12 protein-coding genes are annotated in these 14,125 nt (G+C 36.3%); 4 read left to right on the forward strand and 8 right to left on the reverse strand.

Annotated elements, in window-relative coordinates; all coding sequences use genetic code 11:
- Positions 1-239 (forward strand): integrase core domain-containing protein (locus BLW28_RS15070; protein WP_143036915.1); only part of this gene is annotated, 239 nt, incomplete at its 5' end.
- Positions 240-488: 249 nt separating this feature from the next.
- On the opposite strand, the gene BLW28_RS15075 is transcribed toward BLW28_RS15070, so the two are convergent.
- The 3 genes from BLW28_RS15075 to BLW28_RS15085 all read right to left on the reverse strand — a co-directional run bounded on the left by BLW28_RS15075 (position 489) and on the right by BLW28_RS15085 (position 4,040).
- On the reverse strand, positions 489-2,045 hold the full coding sequence (locus tag BLW28_RS15075; RefSeq protein ID WP_073222136.1) for a DEAD/DEAH box helicase: 1,557 nt from the start codon (positions 2,043-2,045) through the stop codon (positions 489-491).
- Between the two features lie 92 nt (positions 2,046-2,137).
- Positions 2,138-2,359 carry a VF530 family protein gene (locus tag BLW28_RS15080; RefSeq protein WP_073222125.1) on the reverse strand — a complete coding sequence of 74 codons (222 nt, stop codon included), beginning with the start codon at positions 2,357-2,359 and terminating at the stop codon, positions 2,138-2,140.
- A gap of 55 nt (positions 2,360-2,414) precedes the next feature.
- Positions 2,415-4,040 (reverse strand): SDR family NAD(P)-dependent oxidoreductase, encoded by a 1,626-nt coding sequence (locus tag BLW28_RS15085; protein WP_234946507.1) that lies wholly within the window; start codon positions 4,038-4,040, stop codon positions 2,415-2,417.
- A 313-nt stretch (positions 4,041-4,353) separates the two neighbouring features.
- On the opposite strand from BLW28_RS15085, the gene BLW28_RS15090 reads away from it, so the two are divergent.
- Positions 4,354-4,587 carry a hypothetical protein gene (locus BLW28_RS15090; protein WP_073222131.1) on the forward strand — a complete coding sequence of 78 codons (234 nt, stop codon included), beginning with the start codon at positions 4,354-4,356 and terminating at the stop codon, positions 4,585-4,587.
- Positions 4,588-4,697: 110 nt separating this feature from the next.
- Here BLW28_RS15090 and BLW28_RS15095 read toward each other — a convergent pair whose 3' ends face one another.
- The 5 genes from BLW28_RS15095 to BLW28_RS15115 form a co-directional block, all read right to left on the reverse strand.
- On the reverse strand, positions 4,698-5,144 hold the full coding sequence (locus BLW28_RS15095; RefSeq protein ID WP_073222128.1) for a cold-shock protein: 447 nt from the start codon (positions 5,142-5,144) through the stop codon (positions 4,698-4,700).
- 322 nt (positions 5,145-5,466) lie between these two features.
- Complete coding sequence (locus BLW28_RS15100) at positions 5,467-5,706, reverse strand: hexameric tyrosine-coordinated heme protein (protein ID WP_073222123.1); 240 nt, start codon at positions 5,704-5,706, stop codon at positions 5,467-5,469.
- A gap of 283 nt (positions 5,707-5,989) precedes the next feature.
- Positions 5,990-7,387: a nicotinate phosphoribosyltransferase gene (locus BLW28_RS15105; protein WP_073222119.1), complete on the reverse strand. Its 1,398-nt coding sequence runs from the start codon at positions 7,385-7,387 to the stop codon at positions 5,990-5,992.
- Positions 7,388-7,572: 185 nt separating this feature from the next.
- A complete protein-coding gene (locus BLW28_RS15110) occupies positions 7,573-8,601 on the reverse strand; it encodes a threonine aldolase family protein (protein ID WP_073222116.1) in 1,029 nt (342 codons plus the stop codon).
- A 1-nt stretch (position 8,602) separates the two neighbouring features.
- A complete protein-coding gene (locus BLW28_RS15115) occupies positions 8,603-9,208 on the reverse strand; it encodes a hypothetical protein (protein WP_073222113.1) in 606 nt (201 codons plus the stop codon).
- A 175-nt stretch (positions 9,209-9,383) separates the two neighbouring features.
- Between BLW28_RS15115 and prfB the strand changes: the two genes are divergently transcribed.
- A protein-coding gene (prfB, locus tag BLW28_RS15120; RefSeq protein WP_143036916.1) for a peptide chain release factor 2 occupies positions 9,384-10,491 on the forward strand; the annotation gives its coding sequence in 2 pieces (ribosomal slippage) (positions 9,384-9,446 and positions 9,448-10,491; 1,107 coding nt in all).
- Between the two features lie 246 nt (positions 10,492-10,737).
- Positions 10,738-13,095, forward strand: a complete 2,358-nt coding sequence (locus BLW28_RS15125) for a T9SS type A sorting domain-containing protein (RefSeq protein WP_083540874.1) — start codon at positions 10,738-10,740, stop codon at positions 13,093-13,095.
- Positions 13,096-14,125: the final 1,030 nt, after the last annotated feature.

Genomic DNA, 14,125 nt, shown 5'->3' on the forward strand with positions numbered 1-14,125 from the left:
AATATATACAGCCAGGAAAACCAACTCAAAATGCTTTTATAGAACGTTTCAACGGCTCATATAGGCGTGGGGTGCTAAACAAATATATTTTTGAAGACCTACACCAAGTGCGTGAACAAACTCAAATTTGGATGGATGATTATAACCATAAAAGACCACACGATAGCTTAGGGAAAATACCACCAGTAAAATATGCTGAAAACAAACGTGTCGCTGCCGCTAGGCTCATTTTAAAATAAAATGGCTTTAAAGAAACAATATGAAGAGAAAGCCATTCTATTTTAAAACGTAAAAAATTATATATTTGGAAAAACTAACAGTTCTAAATAGGGGAAGCTTACATATTTACTTCACTAAAGTGTGAGAATATTGCTATAGCACGTCGCTTTTAAAATTTAAAAAAGTTATTTCGAATAACGTGTTATGATTAGTAACTGAAGAATATAGTTAAACAAGAATGATTCACTAAATAAAGTGAAAGTCCTTTCCTACTCTTCTATAGGCGGGTGACCGTGAATCTGTTCATAAATTTCATCAAAATTATCTCGAAGATGTGCTCTTAGTTTTAAGCGGTAATCATTTTTTAACCACGACACAAAATTATGGGTGCTTTTACTAATACATTTAGCGTATTTGTCTATTCTATAATCAATATCTTCGCCCAACATTTTAGCTAAACCTAGTGCGTCATAAACGTCTTCACTATTTTCGACACAAATATATGCGTGATGTTCAATTGACTTTTCTAAAACTACTTTTGATGAAATTCCATTAAAGGTTGCATCTTGGTAAGTCTTTTTAATATCGAAATATACATCTTTACTCTTTGAGAATTCCTCGCGGAGTTCTTCGGGCATTTCATATTTAAAATTACTCTCTAACTCCTCATCACTGTATAAATTATCTATAAAGTAATTAGGGTTATTAAAGATGGCATGCCAGTCTAAATCTGCTTCCCAAGGGCCAAACCTTTGGTAGTTGTTTCCTAAATCAATTACACTAAACTTCGATTTGTTATTCAAAATTCGAGATCCTCTACCAATCATCTGAAAATACAGTGTTAAAGATCGGGTTGCTCTATTCAGAATAATAGTGTCTATGGTTGGTTCGTCAAACCCTGTAGTCAAAATACTTACTGAAGTCAAAATGGCATCTGGAGTATCCCGAAACCATTTTAATATTTTTTTACGTTGTTTCTTAGTAGCGGTGTTATCTAAGTGCATAATAGGCAAGCCTTCTGCCCTTAAATGGTAATAAACTTGAATTGAAGTGTTTATACCGTTGTTAAAAATCAAGGTTTTCTTTCCTTTAGAATGCGTTAAATACGCTTGTAACAACTGATCCAACATATTTACTGCTGAATATAAGTCGTCAGAAGATTTAACTGTATAGTCTCCATTTGGACCAATCTCTAACGAAGTAAGACCCATATTGTACTGAAAGACTTCTACTTCGGCAAGAAATTCATTATCGATAAGCGATTGAATACTTTCACCTACAATTAGCTCATCGTAATTATCCTTCATAGGAAGGTTTCTATTCGAGCTCAATGGGGTAGCTGTAACTCCTAAAATGAAAGAGTTCTCAAAAAACTTAAATAACTTGGTAAAGGAATTATAGTGGGCCTCATCTATAATAACTAGTCCCACGTCTGAAATATCAAGTTTATCATCGTTAAGCCTGTTATTCAAGGTTTCGACCATTGCTACAAAACAACTGTACTGGTCTTGATCAGAAAGGTCGGCTGTACTGTTTACCACCTTGTTCAATACGCCAAAACTAGTCAACATCTCTGAAGTTTGCTTGCACAACTCCACACGATGCGTCATAATGAGCACTTTTTTCTTGTGGTTTTTTAAATATTGTCGGACAATTTCAGAAAAAATCACAGTTTTACCTCCTCCAGTTGGTAACTGGTAAAGCAAATGGTGATCGTCGGGGGCGGTTTCAAACTTCTCAAAAATTTGATCGATTGCACCTTTTTGATAGCTATAAAGCTCCTTATCTGTCTTTTTATCCTGAATTGCTTGTGGTATTTCTGTCATATTTCCTCCTCCTTTTTGGGGTTGCAAAAATACATGCTTTTAAAGGTATTGCACGAAGATTTTTCGATAAATTGGCAAATTAGCCCAAAAGCCTATTGTTTCGGAGTTTTTAGGAAGAGTGCCTCCACCTTTTCACGTGCCCAGGGAGTTTTTCTTAAGAAGGTAAGACTTGATTTTATTGACGGATTTTCATTAAAGCATTTTATGCGAATGCGTTCCCCAAGAACTTCCCATCCGTAAAAATCCACAAGATGTTGTACAATATCTTTAAGTTTAATACCGTGTAATGGGTTGTTTGGCTGCTCTTTATTCATAATATTTTTCTAGTCTAGGTTTCTGGTGTCTTGTCTCTTTTTAAACCTCTAAAACCTACCAATCAATCGGCATATAATCTTTTAAAAATTTTCCGCTCCAATGCTTTCCCGTATTAATACCATCTATTAGCGGATCCATTACCCGTGCTGCACCATCAACTATATCTAAAGGCGGTTGAAAATCGTGAAGCTCTTCTTTTCGCTTTGCTAGTTCAACAGGATCTTCATCGGTAACCCAGCCGGTATCTACAGCATTAATGTAAATTCCTTCTTTTGCCAAGCTACCAGCGGCGGTATGCGTCAACATATTTAATGCTGCTTTGGCCATATTGGTGTGTGGATGGCGATCTTCCTTAAAGAAACGATGAAACTTCCCTTCCATTGCCGAAACGTTTATAATGTGTTTTTTGCCAGTGTTGGTCTTTTTCATTATTTCACCTAAACGATTACATAAAACAAAAGGCGCAATCGAATTAACAAGCTGTACTTCAATCATTTCAGTAGTTTCTATTTCACCAAGACGCAAACGCCAACTGTTCGTTTTTCGAAGATCAACTTGTTGTAGGTCTGCATCCAATTTGCCTTCAGGAAATACTTCACTTGCAGTTAGAGAATTATCGAAACTGTATGGAATCTGTGAAAGCTTTGCCGAAGCCCGTATCCCAATTCCTGGTTCTTTTCCGTGCCACGTAACTGGAATATTTTTGTTAGGATTAGCCCCCATTTCATCTGTTAGCGTTTTTAGGTCTTGAAGACAATTTCGATGATCGTGCAATAGGTTGGCTACAAACGCAGGGTGCGATTCAAAGGGCATTTCTTCCTTTGGCATCATATGTTTATAAAATCCAGCAGGGCGTCTAACGGTTTGTGCAGCATTATTTATAAGAATATCTAGGGTGTCGTACTGCTGACTAATATAATTACAGAAAATTTCAACACTTGGAATATGGCGTAAATCCAATCCGTGAATTTTTAATCTATCAGCCCATTTATGAAAATCTTCTTCTTGCGCGAAACGATAAGCCGAATCGACAGGAAATCTGGTAGTAGCAATAACCGTGGCACCAGCTCTAAGCAACATTAAAGTAATATGATATCCAATTTTAAGTCTGGACCCAGTTATTACAGCCACTTGCCCCGATAAATCGGTTGTTTGAAACCTTTTAGCATAATTAAAATCCCCACACTCGGTACACATTGTATCGTAAAAGTGATGCATTTTAGTAAACAATGTTTTACACACATAACAGTTGCGAGGCGATTCGAGCTCTAACTCGTTCTTTAGTGATAAATCTGCTGCTTGAAGTAACTTTGGTGCCACAAACACTATGTTTTCACGAGCGCTTCTAATTCCTGTTTCTTTTCGGGCAGTGCGGTCTTTAGCTGCTCGTTTTCTTTTTTCGGCCTTTTTGGCGTCCTTTTTTCTTCTAGAAAACTCCTCGCGATTTGGTCTCGATAGTTGTCCCGAAGCTCTAATTAATGCTATTCGCTGTTGCTTCGGAATTTCGAATATAAGATCTGTTTGTTTATTTAAAAGTTCTAGAGTTGCTATACATTTTGCAATTTCAGCTTCGCTAATCCCGTTTTCCTCTCCATAATTATCAGCGGTATGCAAATTCACATCGTCTACCTCTTTCTCACTTTTTTGCTTTTTATCCATAGCGAAACCATTGTTTGGCATTTTATAATATTTTCGCAAATATACTCAGAGTTTAGACGCGTGGATAATTTCTTTTGCTTCCTTTAAATTCAAAGTTTGAAACTTTAATTTCTGAAAAAATAAAATGGTTTTGAGCCGAGAATTTAAATGTTTTAATGTGCGACATACAATTCGATGTTTTTACAAAATTTACTTGCGTACTAATTCACAAAAAATTGGCAAAACCCATTTAAAACACCCCCATTTGTATTAAATAATTACTAAAGTGGATTTAAAAATAATTGTCCTTCAATTAAAGGCGTATCTTTACAGTAAACAAAAAAAACCAAAGATTATGAACAATAAAGGAAAAGGATTATTAGCACTAGTAGGACTTGCAGCAGGAGCTCTTGCATTTTGGAAATACAAAAACATGTCTCCTGAAGAAAAAGAGCAAATTAAGTCTAAAGTAAACGATACGGGTCGTAAAATAAAGGAAACCGTTGGTGATGTTGAAGCAAGTATTTCTGAAAAATACGACAGTTTGAAAACTAAAGCGAAAAAAGAATACGATAATATGGCTAGCTAATCGTTTTCGAAAAATGACACAAATAAATCCCGCAATTTAGCGGGATTTTTTCATTGGGGTATATTGAAAAACTGCAACAAAGAAGCAGTCTAAATCTTTTTGAACTTAACTTAAACTTTTTGAACTTTCACAGCATTCATTCCTCTTTGACCTTTTTCCAATTCAAAAGATACATTGTCATTTTCGGCGATTTCATCAATGATGCCGCTTACGTGTGTAAAATACTTTTCGTTGTTTTCATTATCTACAATAAAACCGAAGCCTTTTGATAAATCATAAAACGAAACTTTCCCTTTACGCACAGGATCAAATACTTCCTTGTCTCCTTCTTCTTGTGGTGGAACCCCTAAAACTATTTCCTCTGGGTCTACTTCTACCTTTAAAGATGGATCTGGCGGAGTATCGGTTAAATTTCCGTTGTGGTCTACATAAGCAAACTCAATTCCAGGCGATTTTTCGGCCTTACGAGCATCTCTCTTCTTTTGCTTCTCCTCTCTTTTCTTAAGTTTTGCTTTCTCTTTTTCTTTTTTATTGTACGTCTGTTGCGATTTTGCCATTTGTGTTATTTGAATAAAAAAAGCCATTCGCCCAAGGCAAATGACTTTACGTATTAATTATATGTGAATAGTATTGTTATTGGTTTACCTATATTGGGTTTAATCATTCAATATCTGATGTTGCCAAAGATAGGTAAAAATATTCGAAATTTCGACAAAATAAAGGTTTATGGTATATCAATAAACAATTTCTGCCAAAACTCTGAAAATCTATTCGAAAATCATCTCAAATTTCAGGAAATTATAATTTCACTAGTCAATTTAATTGTCTAAAAACACAGTATACAAGTTTATTCAAAAATAAACTATATTTAATTTAAGGTTATCTCCAATAATTATTGGCCGCGGCAATTGTAGCGAACTCGGTTGCAACCACTTGCCCTACCGCTAAAAGCATTGCGGCATCTTCAGCATAAACTGGACGTAACTTTTCTCTAACCTCGGCATCTGGTTGTGTTACTTTTATTACCAATCGAGCCATTTTAACAGCTAATTGTCGACCTTCTTCGGGAGTTTTTGTTATTAATGAATTACCCGGAATCATTTGCACTGCTTCTGACATTATTTCAAAATTTTATGGATTAATATATTTTATAAAGTTACAAATTAATAGGATAGTTTAAAAACTTGTCAAGGTTAAAACAGGCTAATTCGGGGTAATTCTTAGGTTGTATAATTATTAGTATCTATTTATTAAACCTTATAGCAGTTTTAGGAAAGGTCAGTCAAATTTCTCAATCGTTGATAGTCGCTAGATAAGCCATTAAAAGCCATTAGATTAAGAAATGTCTAATTTACAGAATACGAACCTAATTCATTTTAATACGCAACCTGCTTACAAAGAATTATCGCGTATGGGTATCTATCAATTTATCACGTTCTTCTTTAAGTTTCGGGCTAAGTCCAACCTTGTAGATATGTGGATTTTGAAAACGCTTAAACTCCGTAGGCAGCTGCGCCAATCTTGATTTAGAGTATTGAGCTATTTCAGCAACAGATTTTTCTACAAACAATCGTTGCCCTCTTTCCATAACTTTTTCTAATAAGGGTTCTTGTTGAAACCTGTCTAGTGCCAAGCTTTTAGTCTGGTCAAACGGATGCACCATTTTGGTTGGTTTTTCTTCGGAAGCAAGCGCTATGGCATCGGCTCCGTAAAACATTCCGCTTTCATCAAGCATTCGATATACTTGTTTTTTGAAAGGAAGTGTCGTTTTAATAATATTTTCGGATAGTTTAATTCGAGGTTCCCCGTTTAATTCTGATAGCTTATACACTCCTCCTAGCGAAGCATCTGGCTTTCCAGTCACCAAATTAGTTCCAACTCCAAATATATCTATCGGAGCTTTTTGTTCTTTTAAACTATTAATGACAAACTCGTCCAGCTGATTGGAAGCTACTATTTTCACATATTTTAAATCGGCATCATCCAACATTACACGAGCTTTCTTTGCCAAATAAGCCAAATCGCCACTGTCTAGCCGAACGCCCATTAAACGCTCTCCTCTAACTTCCATTTCCTTTGCAACGATAATTGCATTAGGCAAACCACTTTTTAAAGTGTTGTAGGTATCAACTAATAACACACATTGTTTTGGGCGGATTTTGGCAAAATCGCGAAATGCTTCTAATTCATCTTCATAACTCTGAATATACGAATGAGCCATGGTTCCCGAACATGAAACTTTAAAATCCTTTGCTGCTTTCACATTACTAGTGCTGTTAAAACCTCCAATGATTGCTGCTCGTGTAGCGTAATATCCACCAGTAGCGTGCGCGCGCCGCAACCCCATATCGAGCAACACCTTATCCATCGCACTATATCTTATTCGGCTTGCTTTGGTGGCAATTAAGGTTTGAAAATTCAACAGGTTTAGCAATACAGTTTCTACAATTTGTGCTTCTATTATGTTTGCTTCCACTTGCAGAATAGGTCTATTCGGGAAAACCACATCCCCTTCTTTACACGACGAAATTGTACCACGAAATTGAAAGCCCTTCAAATAATCTAAAAATGAAGGTTCAAAGTTGTGATGCTTCAAATAATCAATATCGGAGGGTGAGAATGTAAAGTTTTCAAGAATCTCTAAAATATTTTCAAGACCAGCAAAAACAGCATAACCACCTTCAAAGGGATTCGATCTAAAGTAATAATCAAAAACCGCTGTTCCGTTAGGCTTTGTTTTAAAATAAACTTGAGCCATTGTTAATTGATAAAGGTCGGTGTATGATGCAGTTATTTCCAAAGTATGAGTGTTAATTAATGAATTATCGGATTGTTAAAAATGCTGACTATCAATTTGTTAAAGCTGAATTTAGATTCCCGAGCGGAGCCAAAAGAGGTTTCGTTTTGAAATTCGTCTTCATAACTATATTCGTTTGCTGAGCGGAACCGTGAGGAATCTTCATCTTCGGTTCCCCTTCTATTCCGCTACCCCAAACTAGCGCTACTTAATACATCTAAAAATTTCTCGTGCATTTCGGAAGTGTAATCCAAATGCGTTACAATTCGTAACTTTCCTTGTCCCATACTGCTTATCTTGATGTTATTTTGAAGTAAATATTCCATAAACCTCTTTTCAGACGTTCCTTTCGCCAGATAAAAAATAACAATGTTTGTCTCCGTAGGTTCTACACTTTCAATAAACGATTGTTTTACAAGCATTTCGGCTATTTCCGAAGCTCGTTTATGATCTTCTGCCATTCGCTCAATATGGTTGTCTAACGCATACATACCAGCCGCAGCCATAAAGCCTATTTGTCGCATCCCACCGCCCAATACTTTACGAACGCGCATCGCTTTTGTCATTATCTCCTTCTTTCCTATCAAAACACTTCCTATAGGAACACCTAAGCCCTTGCTCAGACAAACCGAAATAGTGTCAAACACCCTTCCATAGTCTTTTGGATTTTGTTTTGTAGCCACTAAAGCATTCCAAATTCGGGCTCCATCTAAGTGAAGTCCTAAATTGTGATTATCGCAAACATTTCTAATTTTTTCAATTTCAGCAAAATCATAACAAGCTCCTCCCCCCTTATTTGTAGTATTCTCCAAACAAACTAAACTCGTTAACGGACTGTGATAAAAATCTGGCGGATTTATACTTTCCTTTACCTGATTCGCAGTTATCATTCCGCGATCGCCGGCTACCAATTTACAAGAAACACCACTGTTAAACGAAACTCCGCCACCTTCATAATTATAAACATGTGCCCATTTATCGGCAATTAATTGTTCTCCAGGTTGGGTGTGCATTTTTATAGCGGCTTGATTCGCCATACTTCCCGTGGGGAAAAAAAGCGCAGTATCCATTCCAAACATTTCGGCAAGTTTTTCTTCCAACCTATTAGCAGACGGATCTTCCTTATAAACGTCGTCGCCAACTTGGGCATTAAGGATAGCCTCCATCATTTTTGGTGTGGGACGCGTTACAGTATCACTTCTTAAATCTATTGTCATTCTATTTTTTCTTTTCGCGGATAAATTTTCCATTTTTTTCAAACACTTTCAACTGTTCCGATATTTCAGAATCAATCTTAATTAGATGAAGAGCATTGTTGTATTTTGAAGTTTTATCTTTTGCATTCCTATCTAAATCAGATTCTTTAAAACTTTTTTCAAATTTTTCACCTGAAATCACGAATTTGTAGTCTATAAAGCAATTCTGTTCCAGATCATTACTTGTTTTGTTATAAGGTTTTAATTTTTCCGATTTCAGGGTTTGCTTATCGGTTAGGATTTTCTTCATATTTCTATCAAAACTTATTGGAAAAGGCATAAAACTGCCACAATTATCAAACTTCTGAAACTTCATAATCTCGCCTTCCTTCCAAAAAACATACACAGCATAATAGGTTGAACTAGATGTACACCGCTCTCCTTCTGGTAAAATAAAACTTTGAATAGCTCCTTCGCAATAATCCATTTTGCAGAAATACAATGGGTTTGCTTGCATTTCGAGTTCGGCCATTTTCTGTGTTACTAATGCATCTACAAAATTCTTATCGTTTTGGGCAAAAATTATATTGGAAACAATGAAAGCGAATATTAGCACTACTTTTTTCATAAACAATTAAAGTATAAACCGAATGTTATCTTCAAAAGGCATAAAATTAGCGGAAAAAAATCTTTCGGCTCACGAAGTTAATAGTATTTTTGTCTCATAACTTTTCAGAATTAAAGGTTCAGAACAGTTAAATTGAATTAACACTATAAAGACACCCGCTTTGTGGGGCACAGATATGACTTCAACAGACCAAATCAAAGACCTTAAGGTACGGTTAGATGCCCTAAGGCGTTATCTTTGACATTGCCGGCAAACGAATAGAAATTACCAACGACGAAGAAAAAACCTTTGATCCCAACTTTTGGAACAATTCGCAGGAAGCAGAAGCTTTTATGAAGGAATTGCGAACAAAAAAGAAATGGGTTACAGACTACGAAGATGCAGTTTCATTTACTGAAGAAGCTGAGATTCTTCTCGACTTTCTTAATGATGGTGAAGGAACTGAAGAACAAGTTCAGAAAGCATTTCAAAAAGCAGAAGACGCTGTTGAAGCCCTCGAATTCCGAAATATGTTGGATGAAGAAGGCGACGATATGAGCGCTGTATTACAAATTACTGCAGGCGCCGGCGGTACAGAAAGCTGCGATTGGGCACAAATGCTTATGCGTATGTACCTGATGTGGGCCGAAAAAAACGGATATAAAGTAAAAGAACTCAACTACCAGTCTGGCGATGTTGCCGGTGTAAAAACCGTAACTCTTGAAATCGACGGAGAATACGCTTTTGGTTGGTTAAAAAGTGAAAACGGAGTTCATAGGTTAGTACGTATTTCACCCTTTGACAGCAATGCCAAACGCCATACTAGTTTTGTGAGTGTTTATGTGTATCCGTTGGTAGATGATACAATCGAAATTGAGATAAGTCCTGCCGACATTTCGTGGGATTTTGCCCGAAGTGGGGGTGCTGGGGGACAAAATGTAAACAAAGTTGAAACGAAAGCCATCCTTACCCACCACCCTTCCGGCATTGTAATTCATAATAGCGAAACGCGTAGTCAGTTGGATAATCGGGAAAAAGCGATGCAAATGCTGAAGTCGCAGTTATACGAAATTGAACTTCGGAAACAGATGGCGCAGCGAGCCGAAATTGAGGATAATAAAATGGCTATTGAGTGGGGTTCGCAAATTCGAAATTATGTTTTGCATCCATACCATTTAGTAAAAGATGTTCGAACGGGTCACGAAACAGGAAACACCGACGCCGTTCTCGATGGACAAATAGACGGCTTTTTAAAAGCATATTTAATGATGACTGGACAGAAGGAAAAAGAAGAAGGACTATAAAAAATAGTTCAACGACTATTTTATTGCGATCAAAACATCAATAGGAAAAAAAAGCTATATTGCTCTTGTTTTTCAGACATAATAAGAAAGTATCCTTAAATATTAGTGAAAAGATTAAATTAGATATACCATTTGGATTATTTAATTAACACCCTACAAATATTGATATGCGTTAAAATTTTGTGTCATAATAACGGCAATAACGAACTAGCTCTATAACCAAAAACTAACCAAAACAACTACCTCATGAAGAGCATTACACTTTTAACTTTAGCACTATTTATATCCGCTTTATTGTGGCAATCTAACGCAATTAATTATGGAGTTGAACAAAAAATTCAATTAGACTATGATGCTGAAGAAGCTTCAAATGATGGGATTTCAGCAACTACAAGCATTTCTGAACGCAAAGTGTATCAAGAAGAACCTATTGCTACCAATAGAGCATTTGATAACCTTTTAGTGGTTCAGTTGTACACGCTGCAGAATTATAATAACGGTGGTTCTGTACACGATAGTTTCGGAATACACTTCGACGTGAACAATGACAATAACCTAACTCCGGTTGATGCCGTAAAACCAATGAATTTCTTTGAAAATTTAGGTATTAACTATAACGGAACCTATCTTAGTTTTGAAAGTAGGGAAATGCCACAAGTAAACGAAGTTTATTCAATGTATTCTGCTGGTTATCAAAGCACACAATACGTTTTAAAAATAATTGTTGACGGTCTACCCCATACTAGTTTTTATCTAGATGATAATTACGCTAATACGAGCACACTATTTGAAAATGGAACTTCAGCATATAGCTTTACAGTAAGCTCAAGTTTCCCTCTTAGTAAGGCCACCGACCGTTTTTCTATTCGAGTGAATGCTGCTCCTTCTACTTATACTTTTGAAGATGGAACTTGGACTCCTGAAAACCCAAGCGGCGTTTCTACCGCTTTAGACGATATTATTGTAATTGATGGCACTGCTAGTCTTACCGCTGATACCGAAGTAAAAAACATTAGTATTCAGGCTGACGCAACGCTAGAAATCCATAACGTACTGAATTTAACTGGAAATATCTCCAACTTAGGACAACTCGTATTTGTGAGTACTGCTACTGGTAATGGAGAACTTGGCACTATATCAGAAACTACTAGTATTTTAGGTAACGCAACAGTGCAACGTTATTTTAGCAACAATCGTTCGTACCGAATGGTAAGCAGTCCAGTTACTACTTCAACTTCAATAAGAGCCAACTGGCAAGAGGCTGCTACGAATAATACAGACAATCCAGCACCCGGTTTTGGAACTCATATTACTGGTAGCATTACCGATCAGCAAAACGGTTTTGATGGCACCGTTACCGGAAACCCTTCTATGTTTACAGTCAACGTGGGAGCACAAACATTTCAAGCAATTGCAAATACCGATGTAAACACCTTAACAGCTGGAGATGCTTTTCTATTATTCGTTCGAGGAGATAGAAATATTGATTTAAATGACCCGAATAACAATGCGTCAAGCGCCACAGTACTTCGAACAACTGGCTCACTAGCAACAGGAACCCAAAGCCAGAATTTCACAGCCACAGACGGAGATTTTGTAATGTTTGGAAATCCATACCAAAGTACTGTTGATGTAGCTTCAGTATTCTCAAATTCAACAAATTTACACACACAATATTACTACGTATACGACCCAACCCGAGCGACTTACGGAGCCTATGTAACTGTAGACCCTTCCGACGGAACTAATAATTTTCCTGGTTCTACTGCAAATCAATACTTGCAACCTGGGCAAGCTGCACAGGTTAAAGTTTCAGGCAATGCGACCATACTTTTTGATGAAAGCGACAAAGCTCCTGGGAATTTTACAGCCACCAATCGCAATCCAATTTTAGACAACAATATGCTAACGGTGCAACTCTTTACTACCGAAAATTACCATAATAATGGTCCAGGCCACGATAGTTTTATAATTCGCTTTGCAGAAGGATACAACAACCTACTTGATGCCACAGATGCTGTAAAACCAATGAATTTTTATGAAAATATCGCAATAAACCACAATGGAACATATTTGAGTATTGCACAACGGGAAATGCCACAAGCATCAGAAGTATACCAATTATTCACCTCAGGGTATCAGTATTCTGAATACACCCTAAAACTTACTGTTGATGGACTTGATTCTAACATGCTTTTCCTTGATGATCACGCTACCGGTACTCGTACTCTTTTAGAAACTGGAGACAACATTTATAGTTTCAAAATAGACGTTAACAATCCAATGAGCATCGACACTGCACGTTTCTCGATCCTTTCAGAGCAGCGCCTTGGTGTTGAAAACTCAAACTTCCTATCAAGTATTCTTTTATATCCAAATCCAATAAAAGGCAATACGCTGTATATTAACGCCCCTAAATTAAACGGTGAGGAATTAATGCTAAGCATAATAGACTTAAGTGGTAGAAAGATCTATGAAGAAACTTTAGATTGTAATGCCAATACTGTAACTATCCCACTTAATAATAAACTTGCTTCCGGCGTATATTTAGCAACCGTAACACACCAAGGTGAAGCACAGACCTACCGCTTTATAAAAGAATAATCTTAAAGAAGCCAATTGCGGGTTATTTCCGTACCTACCTACAACAGTTAAGGAATGAAGAACAATTGTTGTGTTTATGCAAAGATTGTAGTTTACCTAAATAGAATGAATTAAATGTTTTTAGCTCCTTTGAACTTTGCGGGTTCGACTGCGCCCACCCTGATAGACGTAAGTTTTAAAACAGTGTGTTTTAAGGCAATTAATGTTCCTGATTTACCATAGCAAAGCGTATTCTAAAAACCTCTTCTTTTACGCAATATAAAAGGAAGCTTGAATGTATGATCTAGGCATATAATACGTTTAATAAGCGCTATATACACGCTATATACACGCTATATACACGCTATATACACGCTACAAATACGCTACAAATACGCTATAAACACGCTATAAATACGCTATAAAGATATTGTAATCATACTTTAAGTAAAGGGATACTCGGTTTCTGGAATTGCTATTAGCTTGTTATTGGATAATTGCGAAGGATGATGGATAATTCTAGAAAAGATTAAGCCTCCTTAACTTAGAGTATGGCTATGACTTTATGCTGCAAAAACACTTAAATAAAATCAAGAGCAATTGTCATGTTTATTCAAAAATTATAGTTAGTGTAAAGAGAAAGAATTCTAAATTTCAACTCTCTGAATTGTGCGCTAAGGACTATTTGTTTTGCATTGAATAATTCTGTGGATGCATTTATGTTCTTGTTTATAAAATAGATTGTGATTGATCTATAATTAAGAGATTTCGTGTTTGCTATTGTGTTGAACGCTCTAACTCCCTTGTCTTCCTCGTCATTGAACTAATACACTAACTTGGCATACCCTACTTAAATTCACACTTCTTCTACTTCATTTAAATTTGACAATTATTAAGCTTAGACAATTTTATAATATAGGGATAAACACTTATGATTATTCAATCTTTTTTCATTATTCGGGACTATCTCATAAAGTGTGTTAGTTAAAAAAATAGCGGGGGCCGGCCCCCGCTATTTTTTTAACTAATTTTAAATTTTTACACATTATGA

This window comes from Aequorivita viscosa (genome assembly GCF_900106795.1).
GTDB lineage: Bacteria > Bacteroidota > Bacteroidia > Flavobacteriales > Flavobacteriaceae > Aequorivita > Aequorivita viscosa.

What these genes read in the sequence shown, in the direction of transcription:
- BLW28_RS15075 (WP_073222136.1), bottom strand. Translation starts at nt 2,045, where the DNA reads ATGACAGAAATACCACAAGCAATTCAGGATAAAAAGACAGATAAGGAG.
- BLW28_RS15080 (WP_073222125.1), bottom strand. Translation starts at nt 2,359, where the DNA reads ATGAATAAAGAGCAGCCAAACAACCCATTACACGGTATTAAACTTAAA.
- BLW28_RS15085 (WP_234946507.1), bottom strand. Translation starts at nt 4,040, where the DNA reads ATGCCAAACAATGGTTTCGCTATGGATAAAAAGCAAAAAAGTGAGAAA.
- BLW28_RS15090 (WP_073222131.1), top strand. Translation starts at nt 4,354, where the DNA reads ATGAACAATAAAGGAAAAGGATTATTAGCACTAGTAGGACTTGCAGCA.
- BLW28_RS15095 (WP_073222128.1), bottom strand. Translation starts at nt 5,144, where the DNA reads ATGGCAAAATCGCAACAGACGTACAATAAAAAAGAAAAAGAGAAAGCA.
- BLW28_RS15100 (WP_073222123.1), bottom strand. Translation starts at nt 5,706, where the DNA reads ATGTCAGAAGCAGTGCAAATGATTCCGGGTAATTCATTAATAACAAAA.
- BLW28_RS15110 (WP_073222116.1), bottom strand. Translation starts at nt 8,601, where the DNA reads ATGACAATAGATTTAAGAAGTGATACTGTAACGCGTCCCACACCAAAA.
- BLW28_RS15115 (WP_073222113.1), bottom strand. Translation starts at nt 9,208, where the DNA reads ATGAAAAAAGTAGTGCTAATATTCGCTTTCATTGTTTCCAATATAATT.
- BLW28_RS15125 (WP_083540874.1), top strand. Translation starts at nt 10,738, where the DNA reads ATGAAGAGCATTACACTTTTAACTTTAGCACTATTTATATCCGCTTTA.